Source organism: Streptomyces sp. NPDC026377, assembly GCF_055567715.1.
In genome coordinates, this window is sequence record NZ_JBVHPV010000006.1 from 318,176 (window position 1) to 341,814 (window position 23,639).

The window sequence follows — 23,639 nt, forward strand, 5'->3', positions numbered from 1 at the left end:
CCCCCGGAGGGTTCAGGGAAGGGGCGGGGAGGGGCCAAAACCCCCCGCCACCCCCCTAGCATGGGCCCCCGTGAGTGACGACCCGCAGCCGCTCGACGACCTGATGCCCTGGTCCGTGGCCCCCCTGCGCCCAGGCCGCCCCTGGCCCACCGCCCCGGACGCCCGCACACTCAGAACCCGCTGGACCACCCTCGTCCAAGCAGACGCCCCGACCCGCGAACTCCTCTTCCGCCCCACCCGCACCCGCACCCTGCACACCCGCGTCCCCGCCCTCCCCCTCCCCTTGCCCGTCCCGGACCCCGCGGGCACCGCCCCCCTCGCCCTGGAGTCCGGCCCCTGCCCCGCCCCCGTCCGCTTCACCCACGGCCCCTTCGACCAGCAGTGGCTGATACCCGATCACCGCCTCCTGGACGCCGCCCGCCCGGAGCTGTGGCGGGTCGCCGACGCGCGGCAGCTGTTCGCCGTGGAGCAGGGGCACCTGCCGAAGGCCCCCGGCCCCGCCCTCACCGTCTCCGCCCTGCTCCCCGACGGCCGCCCGCTGGCCGGGCGCCCGGGCCGCATCCGCCCCCTCTACCGCCGCCCGGGCGCCGCCGAGCCCAACATCACGCCGGGCCTGCTCGCCCTGCTGGGCAAGGAGTACGGGCAGGAGGTCGCCGCCGAGGACCTGTTCGCCTGGATCGTGGCCGCCGCCCAGCCCTCCCCCACCGGGTGCGCGGTCCCGCTCACCCCGGACCCCGCCCTCTGGGCGCACGGCGTGGAGCTGGGGCACCGGATCACCGAGCTGACCGTGCGCGGGGCGCGCGGCGGCGAGAAGCCCCGGCTGCCCGGCGGCCGGCGGCCGTACGTGCGGGCCGCGATCCCGCCCCGCCCCGACGCCCTGCGCTACGACCCCCAGGACGAGAGCCTGTACCTCGGCGAGGGCCGCGTCTCCCCGGTACCGCGGGGCGCCTGGGAGTTCGAGGTCAGCGGGGTGCGCGTCCTGGAGGCGTGGTTCGAGCGGCGCGCCCGGAACGGTGAGCCGGGCACCCTGGAGGCCCTGCGGCCCGCGGTCTGGCCGCAGGAGTGGACGTCCGACCTCCTTGAGCTCATCACCGTCCTGGCCCTGCTCGACGAACTGCGCCCGCGGACACGGGAGCTGGCCGACGGCCCCCGTCTGGCCCGCGCGAGGCTCGTCGAGGCGGGCGTCCTGCCCGTACCGCCGTCGGCCCGCCGCCCCGCCTCCGTACTCGACCACCCGGAGGAGGGTCCGGACGGCCAGCTGACCCTCCTCTGAGAAGAGCCGCCGAAGCCGTCGGACAACCGCCGCCGGGCCGTCCGTGACAAAAGTGCCCTCGCCACGATAAGCACGGCTCCATGAGCACTCCGCAGCCCCAGCCCCTCCCCCTGGACGGCATCACCGTCGTCGCCGTGGAGCAGGCCGTCGCCGCCCCCTTCGCCACCCGCCAGCTCGCCGACCTCGGCGCCCGGGTCATCAAGGTCGAGCGGCCCGACGGCGGCGACTTCGCCCGGCACTACGACACCGCCGCCCGCGGCCTCGCCTCGCACTTCGTCTGGTGCAACCGGGGCAAGGAGTCGATCGCCCTGGATCTGAAGGACCCGCGCGGACTGGACGTCCTGCGGCGGCTGATCGCCGGGGCCGATGTGTTCGTGCAGAACCTGGCGCACGGGGCCGCCGCCAGGATGGGCCTGGACGCGGCCACGCTGTGCGCCGCGCACCCGCGCCTGGTCGCGGTCGACATATCGGGGTACGGCGCCGACGGCCCGTACGCGCACAAGCGGGCGTACGACATGCTGGTCCAGTGCGAGGCCGGGCTGGTCTCGGTGACGGGGACGCCGGAGCAGCCCGTGAAGGCGGGCATCCCGGCCGCCGACATCGCGGCCGCCATGTACGCGTACTCGGGCGTCCTCGCGGCACTGCTGCGCCGGGGCACGACCGGGCGGGGCGGCCCGGTGGAGGTCTCGATGCTGGAGGCGCTGGCGGAGTGGCTGGGCCATCCGCTGCACCATGTGATGCACGGAGGGACGGAACCGGCGCGCACCGGGGTCGCGCACGCCGTCATCGCCCCGTACAACGCCTACGCGACGGCCGACGGGCAGGTGCTGCTCTCCGTACAGAACGACCGCGAATGGCGCAGACTGGCCGTACAGGTCTTGGAACGACCGGAGTTGGCCGATGACCCGGTGTACGCGACCAATACCGCGCGGACCGCGCACCGGGAGCGGACCGACCGGGCGGTCGGGGACGCGCTGGCCCCGATGACGGCCGCCGAGGCGGTGGCGCGGCTGGAGGCGGCGGGCATCGCCTGCGCCCGGCTCAACACGGTCGCCGAGGTCGCCGCGCATCCGCAGCTCGCGGCGCGGATGCGCTGGCGGGAGGTGGACTCGCCGGTGGGGCCGCTGCGCGCGCTGCTGCCGCCGGTCCGCCTGCCGGGCGGCCCCGAGCCGAGGATGGGCCCGGTACCGGCGCTGGGCGAGCACACCGAAGCGCTGCTGCGAGCCCTGGGGATGACAGAGGAGCTGACAGCAGCGCTGCGCCGGGACGGCGTGATCGCCTGAACATGGATCAGAAAGTTAAGGGGTTCTCGGGAATCCGGTTTCCCGGGAGCCGGATTCTCGGGAAGTCACTGATCGTGGGCTGTCGTGGACTTCAGCCGCGGCTGCCGAAGAGCGAGCGGCGAAGGCGCCGCAGCGGGGCGAAGAGCGAGACGCGAGCGCTCTTGCTCCTCCGGCTGTGCGCGACGTCCCGCGAGGTCAGCTCACGCATCAGCAAGGTCGCCTCGGCCGACTCCCGCAGCGGGACGGCGGGACCGCCCAGCACCGAGAGATGGCGGTCGAGCCGCGAGCTGGTCGCACTGCTCCCGCAGGTGATGGCAGGTACTCGCGCCCTGCTGCGCACTGTTATCTGTTCCATGTCACTCCCCACCCATACGAGGGCACCCGGCCCCGGGCAGGGTAACCCTATCGCCCCCGCGTCACACTCGTGTATCCCGGTGGTGGGATTCACCTCTCCCGGGGAGGGGTTGACAGATGGGTCCGGTTACTCTCTGAATATGCCTGATTCCAGGGCGAGTTGGACAACGCGTCCGAGGGGGCCGCTACCGCGCTGACCTGAGCTAACGTGGAGAGGATCCTCGGTAGCCGGCCGTGTTCGCGGTCGTCCCGTCGCCAAGGAGGCCCCGCCAGTGAGCGAAGTGCCGGGCAACGAACAGCGCGTGATCCAGGGACGCTACCGCCTGCTCTCCCCACTCGGCCGCGGCGGCATGGGCGAGGTGTGGCGGGCGCGCGACGAGGTGCTGGGGCGCGAGGTCGCGGTCAAGGAGGTACGGGCGCCGGCCGGGCTCGACTCCCCCGACGAGCAGCGCATGTACGCGCGCCTGGAACGCGAGGCGTGGGCGGCGGCCCGGATATCGCACCGCAACGTGGTGACGGTCTACGACGTGGCGGCCCACGAGGGACGCCCCTGGATCGTGATGGAGCTCGTCCGCGGGCTCTCGCTCTCCGAGGCGCTGGAGGCGGACGGCCCGCTCACCCCGCAGCGCGCCGCGCACATCGGCGCCGAGGTCGTCGCGGCCCTGCGCGCCGCGCACGAGGCCGGGGTGCTGCACCGCGATGTGAAGCCCGCCAACGTACTGCTCGCCAACGACGGCCGGGTGGTCCTCACCGACTTCGGCATCGCCATGGTGGCGGGCACCTCCACGCTCACGATGACCGGCGAGGTGATCGGGTCGCCCGAGTTCCTCTCCCCCGAGCAGGCGCTGGGGCGCACCCCCGGGCCCGCCTCGGACCTGTGGTCGCTGGGAGTGCTGCTGTACGCGGCGGTCGAGGGCAGCTCGCCCTTCCGCCAGGCCACCCCGCTCTCCACGCTGCGGGCCGTGGTGGACGAGGAGCTGCCGCCGCCGCGCCGGGCGGGTGCGCTCGCCCCGGTGATCTCGGGGCTGCTGCGCAAGGACCCGGCCGAGCGTCTGTCGCCGCAGGAGGCCGAGCGCCGGTTGCGGGTGGTGGGCGCGGGGGGCGAGGTGCGGGACATCCCGCCGCCGTACCCCGGTCCGTACGGCGTGCCGGCCGCTGCCCCGGGGACGCCCGGCGCGGACCGGACGCCGCCGCTGCCGTCCCGGGTGGCGCCGGGGGCGTACGGCCCCGCGGCCGACGAGGAGCGGCCCCGCCGGAACGGGGCGGGGGCCCTGCTGGTGGCCGGCGCGCTCCTCCTGCTGCTCGCGCTCGGCGCTCTGGTGTGGGCCCTGGCGCACAGCGGGGGCGACACGGACGCCGGGAGGAGCACGGCCACGACGTCCGTGCCAGGGCCGGCCTCGCACTCCGCAGCGCACAGCGGCGGCGGCGCCGCCACGAGCCACAGTGCCACCACCGGTGCCCCGAGCAGCACGGCTCCCACTCCGAGCCCGAGCGGTTCACGGACGCCCGCGCAGTCCGTGAAGGTCTTCCTGCGGGCCGTGCGCGGGAGTTACGAGGGGCGGTGCCCGCCGCCGGACGACGCCGCCCCGGCCGTGGTCGCCACGGTCACCGTGGGCCGTACGCCGGCGGAGGTCCAGTACCGCTGGGTGACGGCGGACGGGGAGTCCTCCGACCCTGGCTGGAAGACGCTGGACTTCGCGTCCGGCGAGGCCGGGAGCAGGCAGGTGCGGCACGTCGAGGCGGGGTACGAGGCGGGCGGGACCACGCGCAACGCGGTGCGGCTGGAGGTGCGCTCACCGGTCGCGGCGGCGTCCAACGCCGTGGCGTACACGGTGACGTGCGAGGAGGAGGAGACCCCGACGGGCGGGCCCCCCTCCTCGGCGTCCGCTTCCTCTCCTTCCTCTGCCTCGTCCTCCACGCGGCCGGCGGACGACGGCTCACTCCGTCCGCCGGCCGAGGTGACGAGGGGCGGGGATCAGGCCGCGTTGGCGAAGGTGGGCAGGTAGCCACCGGACTGGCCGGCGGCGGTCGGGTGGTAGGACTCGCCGATGTTGGTCCAGACGAGGCTGTTCAGCCAGGAGCTGCTGGAGCAGATCTCGTGGTTGGTGAAGGCGGGGACGACCGAGGCGAAGGTGTAGCCGTGGTCGGCCGCGCGCTTGGCGGTGACCGTGTTCAGCTCGTCCGCCGCGCTGTTGATGGCCGCGCGCGAGGTGTCGCTGAGCCCGAGGAAGCAGCTGCCGCCGATCTTGTAGAAGTGCGGATAGCCGATGACGACGACGTGGGCGTTGGGCGCCTTGGCCCGGATCGCGTCGTAGACGGAGTCGAGCTTCGCGGGCAGGACGGTGTCGGCGTAGGCGCGCGCCTGGTTGATGCGGTTGAGGCAGGTGGACTGCGAGTTGAGCACACAGGTGGTCATGACGTCGGAGAAGCCCGCGTCATTGCCGCCGATGGTGATCGAGACGAGGTCGGTGGCGGAGGTGAGCGGACCGAGCTGACCGGCCTTCACATCGTCGGTGGTCGCGCCGGAACAGGCGGTGAAGGCGAACGAGGCGGGGGCGTGGGACGCCGCCCACAGGGACGGGTAGGCCTTGGGCGAGCGCTTGCAGGAGCCACTGGAGCTGTCGTACGTACCGGTTCCCACTCCCGAGGAGTAGGAGTCGCCGAGCGCCACGTAGTCGGTGCCCGCGGCTGGGGCGTTGGCCGCGGCACTGGCCACGCCCGCCCCGGTGAGGGCGAAGGCTGCGGTCAGGAAGATCGACGACACATGGGCCGTCATACGGGAGAGCGTCATGTGGGGGCCTCCTAGTGCGGGATATCCGCCACAGATGTGGTACCAGCGAGTAGGGATCACCGGAAGTGGACATGCCAAGAACTTTCAGAAATCCGCTCCTCCGGGGGAAACCCTGACCATGCGTTCCCTTCAATTGACCTTGTCCGCACGGAACTTCCCTGCACGGCCCTTGCGTTGACGGCCCTTTTCGGGAGTGCCAAAAGACCGTGCGCCGCGGGGCGGGTTGCCGGATCATGGAAGCCATGTCCGCGAACCCTGAAGCAACGCTGCCGATCCGGCTGAACGTGGACGACAGCGACTCCCCCTCCGATGTCGTCGACGCGCTGTTCCTCGGCCGGTTCGCCACGGGCGAGCAGCCGTTCTCGCACAGCTCCTCCATCGACCGCGTCAAGAAGGGCGCAGGCCTGCTGCCGCCGGGGGCGACCGTGCTGCGCTCGGCGCGCGACGACGACCGCAGCGCCACGCTCGCCCAGGGCGAGGGCTGGACGCTGCTCGTCTCCCGCTGGAACCGGGGCGCGGACGTCACGGTGACCGCGACCAGCGAAGAGCTCGCCGAGAGGGTGCTCAAACAGGCCACCGAGGGCGCGGAGGACGAGCCGGAGCCGGTCCCGGAGAACGTGACCATGGGGTTCTGGTACGTCTCACCGCGCCGCGGCCCGCACCGCACCACCCGTCAGATCGCGGCCGGCACCTGGGAGGAGGTCCGCCCCAATTACACGGCGCCGGTGGCCGAGGCGATGGACCGCCTGATGAAGGTGACCCCCGACGACATCGCGGGCCGGCTGCTGCTGCTCCACGGCCCGCCGGGCACCGGCAAGACCTCGGCGCTGCGCACGCTCGCCCGCTCCTGGCGCGACTGGTGCCAGGTGGACTGCGTCCTGGACCCCGAGCGCCTCTTCAACGACGTCGGCTACCTCATGGACATCGCGATCGGCGAGGACGAGGGCTCGGCGAAGGGCCGCTGGCGGCTGCTGCTCCTGGAGGACTGCGACGAGCTGATCCGGGGCGAGGCCAAGCACACGGCGGGGCAGGCTCTGTCCCGTCTGCTGAACCTGACGGACGGTCTGCTGGGCCAGGGCCGCAACGTCCTGGTCGGTGTCACCACCAACGAGGACCTGGAGCGTCTGCACCCCGCGGTCGTCCGCCCCGGCCGGTGTCTGGCCCGTATCGAAGTGGGGCCGATGACCCGGCGCGAGGCGGTCTCCTGGCTGGGCACGGAGGAGGGCGTCGGCCGTGAGGGCGCGACCCTCGCCGAGCTGTTCGCCCTGCGCCGGGGCACGACACCGCCGAACGTCCCGGACCCGAGGGAGAACGCGGACGCGGGGCTGTATTTGTAGGGCGGGGCTGTATTTGTTGCGGCCGGGCTGGACTTGTGGGGGCCGGGCTGTATGTGTGGGGAGCGTCTCGGCCCCCGGCCGCTGCTCAGTCCCCGTACACCGCCCGCACCGCGTCCGCCACCGCCGCCTGCGCGGCCTCGCGGCCGAGGCCCAGGCGCCGGACCTCCTGCGCGTAGGTCCGGGCCGCCGCCGCGGCCCGGCGCTCCGCCGCGCCGCCCGCCGCCGCGACGAACGTGCCGTTGCGGCCGCGCGTCTCGATCACCCCGTCCGCCTCCAGCGCGCGGTAGGCCTTGGCCACGGTGTTGGCGGCGAGCCCGAGCTCCTCGGCGAGGCCGCGCACGGTGGGCAGCTTGTACCCCACGGGCAGCACCCCCGCCCGGGCCCGCTCGGCGATCTGGGCCCGCAGCTGCTCGTACGGAGCGTCGGCGGCTTCCTGGTCAATGACGATCTTCAGGGTCACAGGCCGATTCTGCCCCTCCCCCGCGCGGGACGAAAAGGGGAGGCGCCCGCCGTGCCCCACGCGTAGCGTCCGACGCGTCGACCACCCGCTGCGCCATGGAGACACGCCTTGTCCGCGAACCCGGCCGAACCCGGCTCCCTCCTCACCGTCACCCTGCTCAAGGGCGGCCGTACGAAGATCGGCTATCCGGCGACGGTGGTGGCCGACGACGGCGTCCGGCTCACCGTCCGCGCCCCCTGGGCCGCCGACGGCGTCCGCGACTTCGGGTTCGTCCGCTTCGAGCCGGGCGACGTCTTCACCGAGCACTACTGGCGGGACCGCTGGTACGCGGTGAAGGAGGTCCGGGCCGCCGACACCTCGCTCAAGGGCTGGTACTGCGACATCACCCGGCCCGCCGTGGTGCGCGAGGGGACGGTGGCCGTCGAGGACCTGGACCTCGACCTGTGGATCTCCGCCGACGGCGCGACCGTGCTGCGTCTGGACGAGGACGAGTTCGCCGGGAGCGGGCTGGCCGAGCGCGACCGGCAGGCGGCGGACCGGGCCGTACAGGCCCTGGACGAGCTGGAACTCCGCGCCAGGCTGGGCAGGTTCACGGAACTGATCGACTAGCGGTCGGGGCGGTGGGCAGTTCTTCGCGACAGGGCAAGTGGCCGTACGGCCCGGGCGGCCCTTCCCCCGGCCGGAACCCAGCCCTTCTTAACCGGCTCTCAGTCGTCCCTTAAGGCGGCCCTAAAGATCGCCGTCTCCCGCTCCCGGCAGCCGTTTTCGCAGGTTCCGGCGGCTAGCGTGCTGCACGCCCACCCCCCTGCCGCACCGAAGGAGAACGTCACGATGACCGCTCGCCGCCACGCCACCGCCGCCGCCCTCGCCCTGGCGCCGCTCGCGCTGACCGGGCTCGCGGCCGGTCCGGCCGCCGCCCACGGCTCGATGACGGACCCGGTCAGCCGAGTCTCCGCCTGCTACGCCGAGGGGCCCGAGAGCCCCCGCTCGGCCGCCTGCAAGGCCGCCGTCGCCGCCAGTGGCGCCCAGGCGTTCTACGACTGGAACGCCGTCAACATCGCCGCCGCCGCGGGCCGGTCGAAACAGATCGTCCCGGACGGCAGGCTGTGCAGCGCGGGCAACGACAAGTACCGGGGGCTCGACCTGGCGCGCGCCGACTGGCCGTCCACCCGGCTGACCGCCGGGCGCCACACCTTCCGCTACAAGGGCACGGCCCCGCACAGGGGCACCTTCGAGCTGTACCTCACCAAGAAGGGCTACGACCCCACGAAGCCGCTGAAGTGGTCGGACCTGGAGGCCGTGCCGTTCGCCAAGGCGGCGAACCCGCCGATGCGCGACGGGGACTACGTCTTCGACGCCACCCTGCCCGCCCGTTCGGGGCGCCACCTCGTCTACTCGATCTGGCAGCGCTCCGACAGCCCCGAGGCCTTCTACACCTGTTCCGACGTGGTGTTCGGCAAGGACAGCGGCGGCTCCTCCCCCGCCCCGGCGGCCTCGGCGCCGACGCGGCAGCAGGTCGAGGCCGGCGCCGCGAAGTCGACGGTGGAGCACCACGGCCACGGGGACGACGACGCGAAGACCGGCGCGGGCGCACCGGCACACCCGGCCGCCCACCGGCTCGGACAGGGCGGGCAGGCCGGACAGGGCGGGCAGGGCGGCGCCGAGGAGCGGTCGGACAACCGGCCGCACACCGACGGCCCGGCCGCGGCCCCCGCCCCCGCCGCAGTACCCCGCACCGAGAACCTCGCCGAGACGGGCGGCGGGTCCACCCCGTATCTCGCGTTCGGCGGTGCGGGGGCCCTGGCCGCGGGCGCCGCCCTCCTCTTCCTCGCCGTGCGCCGGCGCGGGCTCAGCCGATGACGGACGCGCAGGTGGTGGGGGTGGCGTGCGCGGGGTCGAGGGCGTTCACGACCTCGTGGTAGGTGACGCGGTCGGTGAGACCCATCGCCACGTGCTCGGAGAGGTCGAGGGCGCACTTGTCCTGGATGAGGACGTTGTGGACGTCCGGGCCGTTGAGGAACTGCGAGCGGTACGGGGTGACGACCTCGTCGTATTTGCTGGCGATGACGGTGTAGTGCACTCCGGGAACGGTGTCGCCGCCCGCGTTGAGCCTGGTCAGGAACGGTGATCCGGCCACCTGGTCGGCGAGGCCGGGGGTGCCCAGTCTGAGCAGCTCCTCGGCGCCGGGGAAGTAGGGCAGCAGCGCCGTCAGGCCGAGCAGGGTGGTGCCGTGGTTGTCGGGGGCGATACCGACCAGGGTGTTCACCTTGGAGGCGCCGCCCAGGAACTTCAGGTACCAGCGCGGCATCATCCCGCCCTGCGAGTGGCCCACGAGGTCGGCCTTGGGGGTGCCGGTCGCCGCGAGCACCCGGTCCACGAAGGCGGCGAGCTGCCCGGCCGACTTGTCGATGGGGCCGAGGCCGTTGAAGAGCGGTACGCCCGGGAGCTGGCCGTAGTCGAGGGAGAAGACGCAGTACCCCCGGTTGACCAGGTACGGGGCGAGGGCCAGCCAGTTGTCGACGGAGTTCCCGAAGGTGCCGTGGACCAGGACGACGGGGCGCGGGTGGGCGGCGGAGGGTTTGCAGGAGTAGTTGTTCCAGCCGCTGGTGGGGGCGGCGGACTGGGCGTGCGCGGCGGTCGTCGGTACCGCGAAGGCGGCGGCGGCGAGCAGCAGGGCCGCCAGCGGCCGGGCGAACGCGTGCTTGCGGGGGCGGCGGAGCTTGGGGGGCAGCATCGAGTGAACTCCTTGCGGCTCAAAGGGAGTTGCGGGGACATGCACCCTGTGATCCGGACCACAAGAACGGTTCGCCCGCCAAATTACGCACCAGTAGCCCGCGAAGTGAAGTTACGGGTCAGTAAAAACTGCCGTGACCTCCGTGCCCTCCGCGGCGCGCCGACAGGCCGACCGGCGGTCAGGCCGCGTCGGCCAGGGGTCCCCCGGAGCCGGCGCCCCGCGCCAGCGCCCCCGGCATGATCGCGGCCGGGCCGAAGCGGGCGCGGGCCCGGTCGGCGACGGCTTCGATGCGGCGGGCCCGTTCGTCCACGGGGTCGAACGTCAGCTGCCGGGAGGCATGCCGGACGGGGACGAGCCCCTCGGCGCGCAGGGAAACGCTCCGCACGCGGGCCCGCTGGAGGCCGAGCGACTCGTGGATCGCGTAGGCCGCCGCGACGAGCGCCGGGGAGTGGGCCGTGGGCTCGCGCAGGGTGCGGCCGCGGGTGGTGGTGGACCGGTCGGCGTACCGGACGGTGAGCGTCAGGGAGCGGCACACCTGTTCGGTGCCGCGCAGCCGGAGGCCCAGCTCCTCCGCGAGGGAGAGCAGAGCACGGCGCTGGCGGTCGCGGTCCACCTCGTCGTGGGGGAAGGAGCGTTCGGCGCCGAGGGAGCGGGCCGCCGCGTTCGGGACGACGGGGGTGCGGTCGATGCCCAGGGCCCGCTCGTGGAGCTCGCGCCCGGCCCGCGCGCCGACGATCCGCTGGAGGGTGGCGAGCGGGGCGGCGGCGACCCGGCCGATCGAGTCCAGCCCGTACGAGCAGAGGGTACGGGCGGTCGCGGGGCCGACCCCGTCCAGCGCGGCGACGGGCTTGTCCGTCAGGAACCGGGGCACCTCCGCCGGGGGCAGCACCAGGGTCGCGCCCGGCCGGGCGCCCCGGGCCGCCATCCGGGCCAGCATGGGGTTGGGCCCGGCCCCGATCGTGCAGTCCACTCCGCGGTGGGCGAGCGCCCTGACCCGGATGACGGAGGCGAGCTGGGCCGCGTTCCACCCGAAGTACCGCTCGGCGCCCCGGACGTCGACGAGCGCGGCGTCCGGCGGGAGCGCCTGGACGACCGGGGTGAGACCGCCGAGCATCGTGAGCAGCCCGGGCAGGGCGGCCTCGCACCCGCCGCCCGCGCCCGTGTCCCCGGGCGGCACATGGAACCGGACGCAGAGGATCATCCCGCGCTCCCCCGGCTCTGGTGCCACAGCTTGCGGCCGGTGGCGGCGACTCCCTCACCGGCGGGCCGGAGGTCGGCCCAGGGGTTCAGCCGATAGCCCGTGGGCAACTCGATGCGGCGGCCGCCGTCGGGCTCCTCCCCGGGCGTCCCCGTGCCGCCCTCACCGGCGCCTTCACCCTCGGGCGTCGGCGCCGACAGCCGGGCGGCGACCGCGTCCAGGCCGCCCTCGCGGCGCAGTTCGGCCAGCTCGGCCAGGTTCCAGGCAGCGGCGCCCACCACGCTGAGGCTGCGCGGACCGCGCCGCTGCACCACTCCGCGCACCAGCAGGAGCCAGGAGTGGAAGACGGTGTGGGCGCAGGCGGCGTGGCTGTCGTCGAAGAACGCGAGGTCGACCAGGCCCGTCCCGTCGTCCAGCGTGGTGAAGACGACCCGTCGGCCGGACCGGATGGGCGGGGTCTGGGTGGCCGCCTTGGCGCCCGCGACCAGGACGGTCTCCCCGTGCGCGGCCTCCCGCAGCCGCTTGGCCGAGACCACGCCCAGCTCCTTCAGGAACGTCTCGTGGTCCACCATCAGATGGCGGGAGGCGTCCATGCCGAGGACGCCCAGCTCGGCGCTGAGCCGCTCCGCCTCGTCGAGGTCGGGCAGTCCCGCGCGGGCCGTCCGCCGCCCGTCGCCGAGCGGGAGCTGACCCCCGCCGGACCCGGCGGCCCGCTGGGCGCGGTGGAGTTCGGCGAGGTGCAGCAGCAGGTCGCGCCGGTTGCCGCCGAACGCGTCGAGCGCGCCGACCTGGGCGAGCCGTTCGGCGACGGGGCGGCTGGGCCTCGCCCGCCGCCAGAAGTCGAGCAGTGAGGAGTAGGGCTGCTCCTGTTCGATCCGGGCGGTCTCGGCCTCGCTGATGCCCTGGACGTCCGCGAGGGCGAGCCGGAGTCCCCAGGTCCGGGAACCGGACACAAGTTCGACACGATGGGCGGCCGCCGACCGGTTCACGTCCACCGGCAGGATCGGCACCCCGCGCCGCCGGGCGTCCGCCAGGAGCAGCCGCTTGGGGTACATCCCGGGGTCGTGGGTGAGCAGCCCGGCGTAGAAGGCGGCCGGGTGGTGGGCCTTCAGCCAGGCCGACTGGTAGGTCGGCACGGCGAAGGCGACGGCGTGCGCCTTGCAGAAGCCGTACGAGCCGAAGGACTTGATGATCTCCCAGGTGCGGTCGATGACCTCGGGCGTGTACGAGCGCTCGGCCGCGCACGCGGTGAACCACAGGCGGATCTCCTCCTGCGACTCGGGGTGGGAGAGGGCGCGCCGGGCCTGGTCGGCCATGGCCCGGTCGCAGCCGGTCATGACGGCCAGCATGTTGATGATCTGCTCGTGGAAGACGACCACGCCGTAGGTCTCCCCCAGGACGCCCGCCAGGTCCTGGTGCGGGTGGCGCACCGGGGCCCGGCCGTGGCGCGCCTCGATGAACGGCCGGACCATGTCGGCGGCGACCGGGCCGGGCCGGAAGAGCGAGATGTCCACGACCAGGTCGTGGAAGGTCGAGGGCTGGAGCCGCCCGATCAGATCGCGCTGGCCCGGCGACTCGATCTGGAAGCAGCCGAGCGTCTCGGTGGAGCGGATGAGCCGGTAGGTCGGCAGGTCCCCCTCCGGGACCTGGCGCGGGTCGTCGAGGTCGAGTTCGCGGCCGGTGGTGCGGCCGATCTCGGCGACCGCGTGCGCCATCGCCGACTGCATCCGCACCCCCAGGACGTCCAGCTTGAGCAGCCCGAGGTCCTCCACGTCCTCCTTGTCGAACTGGGACATGGGAAACCCCTCCCCACTGCTCGCCACCACCGGGGTGCGGCGCAGCAGGGTGATGTTGGAGAGCAGCACGCCGCACGGGTGCATGGCGATCCCGCGCGGCAGCCCGTCCAGCGCCTCGACCAGCTCCCACAGCCTGCCGTGCCGCCCCTGCTCCGCCGCGATCTCGCGCAGCTCCGGCAGTTCGGCCATGGCGGTGCGGGCGTCGCGGGCCCGGATGTGCGGGAAGGACTTGGCGATCCGGTCGATCTCGGCCGGGTCCATCGACAGCGCGGCGCCCACGTCGCGTACGGCGTGGCGGACCCGGTAGGTCTCGGGCATGGCGACGGTGGCGACCCGCTCGGTGCCGAAGCGGTCCATGATCGCGCGGTAGACGTCGAGGCGGCGGGCGGACTCCACGTCGATGTCGATGTCGGGCAGCACATAGCGCCGGTGGGACAGGAACCGCTCCATCAGCAGGCCGTGCTCGACGGGGTCGGCGTGGGCGATACCGAGGAGGTGGTTGACGAGCGACCCGGCGCTGGAGCCGCGCGCGGCCACCCGGATGCCCATCTTCCGGATGTCGTCGACGACTTGGGCGACGGTGAGGAAGTACGCGGCGAAGCCGTGGAAGGCGATGACGTCCAGCTCCCGGTGCATCCGTTCCCAGTACGCGCGGTCGCGGTCGTAGCCGCGCAGCACCATGCCGGCGGCGGCGCGGGAGGCGAGGACCCTCTGCGGGGTGCGGTCGGCGGCGCCGACGAGATGGGGCTCGGGGAAGTAGCTGTAGGTCTTGATGCCCAGCTCCTGGGCGGGATCGACCCGGCACGCGGCGGCGCTCTCCTCGGTCGTGGCGAGCAGCCGGTGCGCGGCGTCCCGGCGCAGCCCGGCGGCCTCCGCGACCCGCTCGGCGGCGCGGGCCATGGCGGCCGGGCCCTTGAGCCAGCGCTCGCCGCTGTCCAGCCCCCGGCGCGGGTCGACGGGGACGAGCCGGCGGGCCGCGTCCAGGACGTCGGCGACCGGCCCGAGCCCGGCGTCCGCGTACCGCACGGCGTTGGTCAGCACGGCGGGCACGCCCTGGTCGGCGGCGAAACCGAGGGTGCGGGCGGCGAGCCGCAGCGAGCCGGGTCCGGTGCCCGGGCGCCCGTGGTGCACGACCTCAAGCCGCAGGGCGTCGCCGTACAGCTCGCGCCAGGGCGCGAGGAGGCGTACGGCGAGGTCGGGGCGGCCGGCGACGAGCGCCCTGCCCACCTCCGAGGCGGGTCCGAGCAGCACGGTGAGCCCTTCGGCGGGCAGCGCGGACCAGGACAGGACGGGCGGCCCCTCGGCGGTGTGGGCGGCGGTGATCAGCCGGCAGAGCTCGGCCCAGCCGGTGGCGCCGTCCCGGGCGAGGAAGACGGCGCGCGGCGCCGACTCGTCGACGAAGGCGCCGCCCCGCACCGGGGTGCGCGGACGCCGGACGGGAGCGCTCCCCCGCGTCTGTTCGAGGGGGTGTTCCGGGACGGCGAGGTCGGTGCCGAAGAGCGGGCGCACCCCCTGGGCCGCGCACGCCTTGGCGAAGCGCACCGCCCCGGCGAGGGTGTCCCGGTCGGTGAGGGCGAGCGCGTCCATTCCCTGCTCGGCGGCGCACTCGGCCAGCCGTTCCGGGTGGGAGGCCCCGTACCGCAGGGAGTAACCCGAAACCGTGCGCAGATGCGTGAAACCGGGCATCCGCACCTCCTGGACCGATCGTTCTCACTTCCCCCTCCTTTCACCATAGACCAATTTCGAACGCACGTACGACACAGGTGTTCGATACGGTCGGGCGCACCGGGCGGCGGGGTCAGCCATTCGGCCCACCCCCGACTGCGCCGCCCCGCCGCGCCCCGGAGCGTGAGGGACATGACGTTCGTCGACGAGGTGAAGAGCGCCGTCACCGTACGGGCCGCGCTGCTGGTCATCGGGGTACTCGGACTGATGGTCGCGTTCATCGCGTCCTACGCCGGGGCCTTCCACAACCCCAAGCCGAAGGACGTCCCGTTCGGCGTGGTCGCCCCCGCCGAGGTCAGCGCCCGGACCGTGGGGCGGCTGAACGCGCTCCCGGGCGGCGCGCTCGACGCCCGGGCGGTCGCGGACACGGCCGCGGCCACCCGGAAGCTGCGCGACCGCGACCTCGACGGCGTGCTGATCGTCGACCCGAGGTCCACCACCGACACCCTGCTCGTCGCGGGCGGCGGCGGGGCCTCCCTCGCCCAGGCGGTCGAGCTGGTCGTCACCTCGGCGGAGAAGGCCGAGCACCGGACCGTGAAGGTGGTCGACGTCGCCCCGGCCGACTCGCAGGACGCCCGGGGCCTGTCCTCGTTCTACCTGGTCGTCGGCTGGTGCGTGGGCGGCTATCTGTGCGCCGCGATCCTGGCGATCAGCCACGGCGCCCGGCCCGCCAACCTCCAGCGGGCGGTGATCCGCCTCGCCGTCCTCGCGGTGTACTCGATCGCCGCCGGGCTGCTCGGCTCGCTGATCATCGGGCCGGTGCTCGGCGCGCTGCCGGGCAGCTACCTCGGCCTCGCGGGTCTGGGCGCACTGGTCGTGTTCGCGGTCGGCGCCACCACCCTGGCCTTCCAGGGCCTCGCCGGGATCATCGGCATCGGTCTGGCGATCCTGGTCGTGGTGGTCCTGGGCAACCCGAGCGCGGGCGGTGCCTACCCGTACCCGCTGCTGCCGCCGTTCTGGAAGGCGATCGGCCCCGCCCTGCCGCCGGGCGCCGGCACCTGGGCGGCGCGCTCCATCGCGTACTTCCGGGGCAACGCGGTCACCGGCCCGCTCCTGGTCCTCTCCGCCTGGGCGGTGGCCGGGGCCGCGGTCGCCCTGGTGATGGCGTGGCTGCGCGGACGGGACGAGAGGACGGCGGGCGACCCGCTGGAAGCGGGCACCGGTCCGGCGTCCGGGCCCCGCACCGGGTCGACGACGGCCGGACCTCGCACCGGGTCGACGGCCGAACCCCGCACCGGGCCTACGTCCGAACCCCGGCGCGGCCCGGCGGCCGAACCCCCGCGCGGTCCGGCGGCCCCGTGAGCGCGGCCACGGCCCGGTGAGCGCGACCGCCGCTCACAGCGCGATCGGCGGCGGGTCCGCCGGGAGCCCCTCCCTGCCGGGCTCGGAGTGGGAGTGGACCGGCGCCTCCGGTCCGGGCGCCTCCGGCCCGGGCGCCTCCGGGGCCGCCACGCCCGCCCCGGGAACCCCCGGCGCCGTCTGCGGGGCCGCCCGCTCCAGGAACCGCAGCAGCTCCACCGGAAACGGCAGGACCAGCGTCGAGTTCTTCTCGGCCGCCACCGCCACCACCGTCTGGAGCAGCCGCAGTTGGAGGGCAGCGGGCTCCTTCGACATCACCCCGGCCGCCTCGGCCAGCTTCTTCGACGCCTGGAGCTCCGCGTCCGCGTTGATCACCCGGGCCCGGCGCTCCCGGTCGGCCTCGGCCTGACGGGCCATCGAGCGCTTCATCGTCTCCGGCAGCGAGACGTCCTTGATCTCCACCCGGTCGATCTGCACGCCCCACCCCATCGCCGGGCTGTCGATCATCAGCTCCAGCCCCTGGTTGAGCTTCTCGCGGTTGGAGAGCAGATCGTCGAGGTCGCTCTTGCCGATGATCGAACGCAGCGAGGTCTGGGCCATCTGGGAGACCGCGAAGCGGTAGTCCTCGACCTGGACGACCGCGTCCGCCGGGTCGACCACCTTGAAGTAGATCACCGCGTCCACCCGGACCGTGACGTTGTCCCGGGTGATCCCGTCCTGGGCCGGGACCGGCATCGTCACAATCTGCATGTTCACCTTGTGGAGGCGGTCGGCGAACGGAAGGATCAGGGTGAATCCCGGGCCCCGCACCGATCCCCTGAGCCGGCCCAGCCGGAAGACCACACCGCGTTCGTACTGCTTGACGACCCGGGCCGCCGCCATCACGAACACGATGCCGGCGGATCCGACGGCCACCGCCGTCGCCACCAATGCCTCGACCATCACGGCCCCCACGGGTCCGAATCGGACGTGTACTTCGACGGTAACTCCGCTTCCGTCCCGGGGGGAGTCCCGGTCACACTCCACTGAATGGGTAAAACGCGGGCGGGAGGGGAATGCCGCAACAGTCGATGCCTGTATACGACAAACGATATGGGCGGTACGAGGACGGGCCCGGCGATCGGTATCGCGATTCACTACCTCAGGGGGCACGCGTGCGCGGTCGGGTGCGAGCGGCCGACGGCCGGCATCTGATGGTGGAGCGCTTCGGGGACCCGCGGGGCAGACCGGTCTTCCTGCTGCACGGCACCCCGGGCAGCCGTCTCGGCCCCGCGCCGCGCGGCATGGTGCTCTACCAGCGGCGGATGCAGCTGATCGCCTACGACCGGCCCGGCTACGGCGGCTCCGACCGGCTGGAGGGCCGCAGCGTCGCCGACGTCGTCCAGGACGTGAAGACGATCGCCGACAGCTACGGCCTGGAGCGCTTCGCCGTCGTCGGCCGCTCCGGCGGCGCCCCGCACGCACTGGCCTGCGCCGCCCTGCTGCCCGAGCGGGTCACCCGCACCGCGGCGCTGGTCACGCTGGCGCCCCGGGACGCGGCCGGGCTCGACTGGTTCGACGGGATGACCGCCTACAACGTGGAGGAGTACACGGCCGCCACCCTCGACCCCGAGGAGTTCGCCGCCCGGCTCATCCCGCGCTCCGACGAGATCCGCCGCAACCCCATCCGGCTCCTGGACGAACTGCGCCACGACCTCACCCACGCCGACCGGATGGTGGTCAAGGACGCGGGGGTGCGCTCCATGCTGCTGCGCAACTACCAGGAGGCGCTGCGCACTTCGGCGTACGGCTGGATCGACGACGCGCTCGCCCTGAGCAGCCCCTGGGGCTTCGACCCCGCCGACATCATCGGCGAGGTGCTGCTCTGGCACGGCGTCAAGGACGTGTTCTCCCCGGTCGGCCACTCCCGCTGGCTCGCCGAGCGCATCCCGGGCGCGACGGCCGTCCTGGAGCCGGCCGCCGCCCACTTCGACGCGCTGCACGCCCTGCCCTCCATCCTCACCTGGCTGATCGAGGAGGACTGAGGGCCCGCGGCACCCGGCGGGGGGAACCGGTGCGATCACTCCGGCCGCACCGGCCGTTCCCCCGGCTCACACCGCCAGCGGCTCCAGGTCCCGCTGCACCCTGCGCTCGTCCCGGGCGATCCGGACGAACGCGTGCTCGTCGCCGAGCAGGCGCTGGAGCTCCTCCACGGCCTCCGTCCGCACGTGCGTCGCCTCCTCCTTGCGGCCGAGCCCGTCGAGCGTCACCGACATGTTCGACGCGCAGGCCAGCGTCTCGGGGTGATGGACCCCCAGCACCTCCCGCAGCCGTGCGACCGTGTGGCGCTCGATCTCCAGGGCGCTCTCCAGATCACCCATGTCGGCCTTCACATTGGCGAGGTTGATGGTGGCGAACAGCGTGTGCGGGTGGTTCTCGCCGAGTATGTCGCGCATCGTCCGTATGGTGTTCTCCAACAGGGTGTCGGCGGCCTCCAGCGCCCCGCAGCCCCACTGGTAGATGCCCAGGTTGTTGGTGGCCGCCAGGGTGTACGGATGCCGCTCCCCCGGCACCTTGACGTACTGGTCGACGACCTCCTGGGCGGCGTCCCGCGCCGCCGCCGGGTCCCCGGCCGCGAAGAGGTCGGCGGCCATGTTGAGGTCGCAGGCCAGCCAGTCGGGGTTGGCGGAGGTGTACTTGGCGCGGTAGCGGTTGCGGGTCGCGGTGGTCAGCCGCCGCGCGTCCTCCAGCCGGCCCGCCCGGCGCAGCGACACGGCGAGGCTCTTGGCCGCCGCGAGGGTGCCCGGGAAGGTCCGCCCCAGCTGCTCCTTGTAGAGGTCGTACGTCCGGCTGAGCAACGCCACCGAGTCCTCGTAGCGCCCGATCTCCCGCAGGTCGCGCGCGAGGTTCATCGCGGAGGAGAGGGTGTAGGGGTGCTCCGGGCCCAGCACCTCGGTACGCCGGTCGTAGACGTCCTGGTCGAGTTCGCGGGCCCGGGCGTACTGGCCGAGCATGCGCATGTTCAGGGCGAGGTTGTTGGCGGCGGCGAGCGTACGCGGGTGCGACTCGTCGAAGATCTGCCGGAACCCCTCGTGCGCCTCGGTCGCCAGCTCCATCGCCCTGCCGTACTGGCCGAGCGCGCCGAGGTCCATCGCCAGGGCGCTGGTGGTCATGTACGTGTGCGGGTGCGAGGCGCCCAGCACCTCCGTCTGGCGCGAGAGGGTCTCCTCGTCCAGCTCCATCGCCTCCACGTAACGGCCACGGGAGCGGAGGATGTTGGAGAGGTGGAAGCGCAGGTACAGATACTGGAGGTCGTGGGGCCCCAGCTTCTCGCGCCACTCCTCGCGCAGGTCCTCGGCGAGGTTGGCGGCCGCGTTGAAGTCGCCGCGCTTCCACAGGTAGCGCACACGGTCGATGAGGAGCCGACGGGTCTCCGGCTCGTCGCACAGCCGCGCCCCCGAGGGCGTCAGATGCGGCCAGATGGTGTTGAACTGCGCCCAGGTCTCCGGGTTGTCGATCGGCTCGTCGGCGTCCGGCCGGGCGCCCGCGAGGATGCGGTGGACCGCGTGCCGGGCATCCATCTGCTCCTCGTCGCTGAGCTGCGCCCGGATCACGGCCTGGACGAGCCGGTGCACCTGGATGGAGCTGCCGACCTGGTCGACCTTGGCGAGGGCGAACCGGCCGATCTCGCGGATGACCCGGCCGAGCACCAGCTTCTCCTGGAGCGTGGCGTCGTACGGCTTGAGGGCGTCGATCATCTCCTTGCTGTAGAGCAGGTTGGCGGAGATCGGCTCGGGCGCGAAGAAGGCGCAGAGCTGGAGCAGACGGACCGCCGCCGGTGAACGCTGCTTGAGCCGCTCGATGGAGACGTTCCAGGTGGCGGCGACCGGCTCGGGGTAGCCGGCGGGCTGGTTGAGCGCGAGGACGCTCGGGGCCTGCTGCGCCAGCTGCTCCAGATAGGCGGCGACCGGTGTCGCGGTCTCCGCGATCCACGCCGCCGCCTGCTCGACGGCGAGCGGCAGGTCTCCCACCGCGGTGGCGACCTGGTCGGCGTCGTCCACGGTGAGTCCGGGGGCGCGCCGCTGGAGGTGCTCGATGGACTCCTCGCGCAGGAACACGTCGACCGGGAGCGCGTCGCCGTACTGCGACCAGGTCTGGTTCCTGGAGGTCACCAGGACGTGGCCCGGGCCGCCCGGCGGGAAGAACCGCTTGAGCTGCTCGGGGTCGTCGGCGTTGTCGAAGACCAGCAGCCAGCGCGAGGTGGGCACCCCGCGCCGCAGGAGGTCTATGGCCTCGCGGGAGGCGGCGTTCATGTCGTCGCCGCCCTGCACCCCGAGCCGTACGCCGAGCTCGGCGAGGCCGGCCACCACCTCGTCGGGCTGCTCCGCGGAGATCCACCAGACCAGGTCGTAGTCGGCCATGAACCGGTGGACGTACTCCAGGGCCACCTGGGTCTTGCCGACGCCGCCGAGTCCGTACAGCGTCTGCGGCTGCGGCAGGACGACGGCGAGGCCGCCGCCGAGCTGGTCGCGCATCCGCTCCAGGACCAGCGAGCGGCCGGTGAAGCCGGGGTTGCGCGGCGGCGCGTTCCAGATCTTGGGGACGGTGCCGGGGAAGCGCGGCCCCGGCGCCACCCCGTCGCTGATCTGCACCGGCCGCTCCAGGGCCCGCAGCAGCGCGGTGGTGGCGTGCACCTCGTCGAGGCGGAACAGGTCGACGGGGTTGCGGTCGATGTAGGGCGCGGTGAGCCGGACGTCGCCCACGCGCAGCGGCAGCAGCTGGCGGCGGGCGCCCGAGGGGTCCTCGGCGGCGGCCCGGGACCAGATCTCCACGGCCCGGGCGGACTTGAGGTAGGCGCTGGAGAGCAGGACCACGGTACGGGCGGCGTTCTCGGCGGCGACCGCCTCCCCGTCGGCGCTGCTGGGCTCGGCCGACACGTCGCGGGGCACCACCCGGAACCCGGCCCGGGTCAGCACGGACTCGATCCAGTCGGCCCACATCCGGTTCTCGGCCACGTAGCTGAGGAACAGATCGGCCGGGAGGGCGGGCCTGCGGCGGGTGAAGGCGTCGCGGATGCGCAGCCGGATCTCCTCGTTGACGGTGGGCATCGAGGTGATCCGGCCCTCGGTGACCACGGAGGCCAGGCGCTCGAAGGCGGAGAGCAGTGAGTTGGAGAGCCCGGCCTCGTCGCCGAAGGTGGCCAGCGTCTCCTCGTAGGCGTAGTAGGGGCGGTAGGGGATCTCCACCGCGCCCCAGTACGCGGTGAGTTCGTCGCCGGAGAGCCCGGCGGGGAAGCGGTCGAACTTCAGGCGGGCCAGGGCCCGTCCGGCGTCCGCCTTCTCCTTCTCGCCCTCGTCGATGCGCATCGGGACCGGCAGGATGCGGATGTTCTGCCCGCTGTAGCGCTCGTCTATCTGGCGCGCCACCGAGGCCGCGCCGTCGATGGACTGGTCGCTGAGGGTGAAGCAGTCCACCAGGACGTCGGGGAGGTGGACGGTGCAGATGTCGGCGATGTCGCTGAGGCCCGTGCGGCTGTCGATCAGGACGTAGTCGTAGTTCTCCTTCATGTCCTCGCGCAGGGCGTCGAAGAAGTGGCCGCCGCCGAGCCGGTCGTAGAAGTTGTCCCAGTCGAAGGTGGAGACGGTCGCCGAGTACTCGCGGTTCTGCCGGCCGGCGGAGACGAAGTCCAGGGTGCCGCCGTCGGGGAACTGCCAGCCCAGCGCCTCGGGTGTGAGCGAGACCGCGTGCGGCTGGATGCGCGCGTAGTCGCGGTGCCAGTCGTCCGAGCGCGGCACGGGACTGGTGGCGGCCCAGGCGTATTCGGTGATGAGATCGATGACCCCGGTGGTGGCGCCGAGCGTCGAGGGGTCGAGGAAGGGGTGGAAGAAGCGGTGCAGCCCCGGGGCCTCCAGGTCCCAGTCCACCGCGAGGACCCGCTTGCCGTTGGCGGCGAGGATCCAGGCTGTGTTGGCGAGGGCCATGGTGCGGCCCGTACCACCCTTGTACGAGTAGAACGTGACGATGCGTCCGTCACGACTGGGTGTCATCCGTCTCCTCCGCATCGGGCGCGTGATCGAGCCTGTCGGGGATGTACTGCGTGGTGCCGAAATCGGTGCCCATCGGCCCGACCAGGCGCGGCCGTTCGGTGTGCCCGCCCCCCGCGGGCGGGTAGACCGTCGCGTGTCTCAGGTACTGCTGTGCCGCCGCCTCCACGACCTGGGGCAGTATCTGCCCGAAGGCCTCCATGCTCGGTACGCCCTTGGCCGCGGCCCGGCAGGCGGCCCGCCCCTGGCGCATCTTGGAGGGCATGGTCTCCTCCAGCCGGAGCGACAGCTCCGCCTCCGACGCCCGGCTCTGGTGGTCGTCGCGGTTCCAGGGGACGACCACGCTCACCCAGGGCCGGTGTTCGGCGTCGAAGGCCGCGAGCCGGGCCCGCCGGTCCTCGTCCTCCAGCGCCCACCGGTCCACCAGCAGGATCTCCGGCCGCGAGGGGGGCTGCTTGCCGTCGAGGTGCAGCACCTCCTCGTCGAAGGAGGAGACGGTGGTCTGGTAGTTGAGCGAGCGCACCATGTCCTCGGCCACCAGGGCCAACGGCCGGGCGGAGAGGGGGTGGTAGGGGTTCCACTCCAGCGGGCTGTCGCCGTAGTACGCCTCGTCGCGGCCCTCGGGCAGGTCGTGGCGGGTCGGCGCGGCCACGGTGACGTGCATCGGACGGGGGCCCTCGCCGGCGGACGCGCCGAAGGCGCTGGGCGCCAGCCGGTAGTCGACGTGGCGCCCGGGCCGGATCGCGGTGGCGTCGGCGACGCTGACGATCCGCTTGGCGAGCTCGTAGACCGCGCGCTCGTACTCCTCGGCGAATATGCGCAGCTTGATCAGCCCGTAGAGGCCGTCGGTGACATAGCGGTCACCGAAGGCCCGGTGGTTGAACTGCAACCGCTCGGCGGGCCCGGGCAGCTGCTCGGGCGGGACCGGCACCCACAGGGCCGGCACGATCGCCTCGGCCGGGCGGTTGGTATGGGCCTGGTGCTGGATGGTGCGCTGCTCGAACGCGTACCACTCGCGGCCGCACATCTCGCTGGCGAAGTAGCGCGGCGAGAACAGCGGAACGAACACCCGGCAGGAGGCGAGGACTTCGCCGAGACGCTCCGACCAGCCCTCGCCGGAGCGTATCTCCCGGTCCATGAAGCCGGCGGGCGCGCCGGCGGGCAGGTCGGTCATGGCCATCACATGGCCGCAGAGATCACGGAAAAGCCGCTCCACCCACATGTCGGGGTCCGGGCCGCCCGCCCCGTACCTCGGCGTGTGCGCGTAACTCAGAAAGAAGTAGGGCCGATGTTGGTCGGCCGGACGCGGCTGCGCTGATGCGTGCACACGACCCCCGTCCTGCAGTATTGAAGAACATCATTCCGG

At 73.3% G+C, this 23,639-nt stretch carries 17 protein-coding genes; 8 read left to right on the top strand and 9 right to left on the bottom strand.

Translation table 11 applies throughout. The features are described 5' to 3' along the window. Positions 1 to 70 precede the first annotated feature (70 nt). On the top strand, positions 71 to 1,273 hold the full coding sequence (locus ACZ4MU_RS16055) for a type ISP restriction/modification enzyme (protein WP_467876181.1): 1,203 nt from the start codon (positions 71 to 73) through the stop codon (positions 1,271 to 1,273). 80 nt (positions 1,274 to 1,353) lie between these two features. Further along, positions 1,354 to 2,556 carry a CaiB/BaiF CoA transferase family protein gene (locus tag ACZ4MU_RS16060; protein ID WP_467876183.1) on the top strand — a complete coding sequence of 401 codons (1,203 nt, stop codon included), beginning with the start codon at positions 1,354 to 1,356 and terminating at the stop codon, positions 2,554 to 2,556. Between the two features lie 91 nt (positions 2,557 to 2,647). Here ACZ4MU_RS16060 and ACZ4MU_RS16065 read toward each other — a convergent pair whose 3' ends face one another. Continuing rightward, positions 2,648 to 2,911, bottom strand: a complete 264-nt coding sequence (locus ACZ4MU_RS16065; protein WP_358837533.1) for a hypothetical protein — start codon at positions 2,909 to 2,911, stop codon at positions 2,648 to 2,650. A gap of 271 nt (positions 2,912 to 3,182) precedes the next feature. Here ACZ4MU_RS16065 and ACZ4MU_RS16070 point away from each other — a divergent pair, with 271 nt between their 5' ends. Beyond that, positions 3,183 to 4,916 carry a serine/threonine-protein kinase gene (locus tag ACZ4MU_RS16070; protein ID WP_467876186.1) on the top strand — a complete coding sequence of 578 codons (1,734 nt, stop codon included), beginning with the start codon at positions 3,183 to 3,185 and terminating at the stop codon, positions 4,914 to 4,916. Here the strand turns inward: ACZ4MU_RS16070 and ACZ4MU_RS16075 are convergent. Then, positions 4,886 to 5,701 carry an SGNH/GDSL hydrolase family protein gene (locus ACZ4MU_RS16075; protein ID WP_467876188.1) on the bottom strand — a complete coding sequence of 272 codons (816 nt, stop codon included), beginning with the start codon at positions 5,699 to 5,701 and terminating at the stop codon, positions 4,886 to 4,888. The two genes, ACZ4MU_RS16070 and ACZ4MU_RS16075, sit on opposite strands and share 31 nt — an antisense overlap. A 242-nt stretch (positions 5,702 to 5,943) precedes the next feature. On the opposite strand from ACZ4MU_RS16075, the gene ACZ4MU_RS16080 reads away from it, so the two are divergent. Further along, on the top strand, positions 5,944 to 7,038 hold the full coding sequence (locus tag ACZ4MU_RS16080) for a DUF5925 domain-containing protein (protein ID WP_467876190.1): 1,095 nt from the start codon (positions 5,944 to 5,946) through the stop codon (positions 7,036 to 7,038). 85 nt (positions 7,039 to 7,123) lie between these two features. Here the strand turns inward: ACZ4MU_RS16080 and ACZ4MU_RS16085 are convergent, their stop codons facing one another. After that, positions 7,124 to 7,498, bottom strand: a complete 375-nt coding sequence (locus ACZ4MU_RS16085) for a GntR family transcriptional regulator (protein ID WP_467876192.1) — start codon at positions 7,496 to 7,498, stop codon at positions 7,124 to 7,126. Positions 7,499 to 7,606: 108 nt separating this feature from the next. On the opposite strand from ACZ4MU_RS16085, the gene ACZ4MU_RS16090 reads away from it, so the two are divergent. Beyond that, positions 7,607 to 8,107, top strand: a complete 501-nt coding sequence (locus tag ACZ4MU_RS16090) for a ribonuclease FAU-1 family protein (RefSeq protein ID WP_467876194.1) — start codon at positions 7,607 to 7,609, stop codon at positions 8,105 to 8,107. Between the two features lie 222 nt (positions 8,108 to 8,329). After that, positions 8,330 to 9,358 (top strand): lytic polysaccharide monooxygenase auxiliary activity family 9 protein, encoded by a 1,029-nt coding sequence (locus tag ACZ4MU_RS16095; RefSeq protein ID WP_467876197.1) that lies wholly within the window; start codon positions 8,330 to 8,332, stop codon positions 9,356 to 9,358. Here the strand turns inward: ACZ4MU_RS16095 and ACZ4MU_RS16100 are convergent. The 3 genes from ACZ4MU_RS16100 to ACZ4MU_RS16110 all read right to left on the bottom strand — a co-directional run bounded on the left by ACZ4MU_RS16100 (position 9,348) and on the right by ACZ4MU_RS16110 (position 14,912). Next, positions 9,348 to 10,232, bottom strand: a complete 885-nt coding sequence (locus ACZ4MU_RS16100; protein WP_467876200.1) for an esterase/lipase family protein — start codon at positions 10,230 to 10,232, stop codon at positions 9,348 to 9,350. The genes ACZ4MU_RS16095 and ACZ4MU_RS16100 overlap by 11 nt on opposite strands. Before the next feature lie 178 nt (positions 10,233 to 10,410). Next, on the bottom strand, positions 10,411 to 11,433 hold the full coding sequence (locus tag ACZ4MU_RS16105) for a DNA polymerase Y family protein (RefSeq protein ID WP_467876203.1): 1,023 nt from the start codon (positions 11,431 to 11,433) through the stop codon (positions 10,411 to 10,413). Beyond that, entirely contained in the window at positions 11,430 to 14,912 is a 3,483-nt protein-coding gene (locus ACZ4MU_RS16110; protein WP_467876206.1) for a DNA polymerase III subunit alpha, read from the bottom strand. Before ACZ4MU_RS16110 ends, ACZ4MU_RS16105 begins: the two co-directional genes overlap by 4 nt. A gap of 171 nt (positions 14,913 to 15,083) precedes the next feature. On the opposite strand from ACZ4MU_RS16110, the gene ACZ4MU_RS16115 reads away from it, so the two are divergent. Then, positions 15,084 to 16,253, top strand: a complete 1,170-nt coding sequence (locus tag ACZ4MU_RS16115; RefSeq protein ID WP_467876209.1) for a DUF3533 domain-containing protein — start codon at positions 15,084 to 15,086, stop codon at positions 16,251 to 16,253. A 33-nt stretch (positions 16,254 to 16,286) separates the two neighbouring features. On the opposite strand, the gene ACZ4MU_RS16120 is transcribed toward ACZ4MU_RS16115, so the two are convergent. After that, on the bottom strand, positions 16,287 to 17,192 hold the full coding sequence (locus tag ACZ4MU_RS16120) for a slipin family protein (RefSeq protein ID WP_467876372.1): 906 nt from the start codon (positions 17,190 to 17,192) through the stop codon (positions 16,287 to 16,289). Between the two features lie 212 nt (positions 17,193 to 17,404). Here ACZ4MU_RS16120 and ACZ4MU_RS16125 point away from each other — a divergent pair, with 212 nt between their 5' ends. Beyond that, positions 17,405 to 18,274, top strand: a complete 870-nt coding sequence (locus ACZ4MU_RS16125; RefSeq protein WP_467876212.1) for an alpha/beta fold hydrolase — start codon at positions 17,405 to 17,407, stop codon at positions 18,272 to 18,274. Positions 18,275 to 18,340: 66 nt separating this feature from the next. On the opposite strand, the gene fxsT is transcribed toward ACZ4MU_RS16125, so the two are convergent. Next, complete coding sequence (fxsT, locus tag ACZ4MU_RS16130) at positions 18,341 to 22,276, bottom strand: FxSxx-COOH system tetratricopeptide repeat protein (RefSeq protein ID WP_467876215.1); 3,936 nt, start codon at positions 22,274 to 22,276, stop codon at positions 18,341 to 18,343. Beyond that, positions 22,260 to 23,600: an FxsC protein gene (gene fsxC / locus ACZ4MU_RS16135; RefSeq protein WP_467876218.1), complete on the bottom strand. Its 1,341-nt coding sequence runs from the start codon at positions 23,598 to 23,600 to the stop codon at positions 22,260 to 22,262. The genes fxsT and fsxC overlap by 17 nt, the downstream gene beginning before the upstream one ends. Between the last annotated feature and the right edge of the window lie 39 nt (positions 23,601 to 23,639).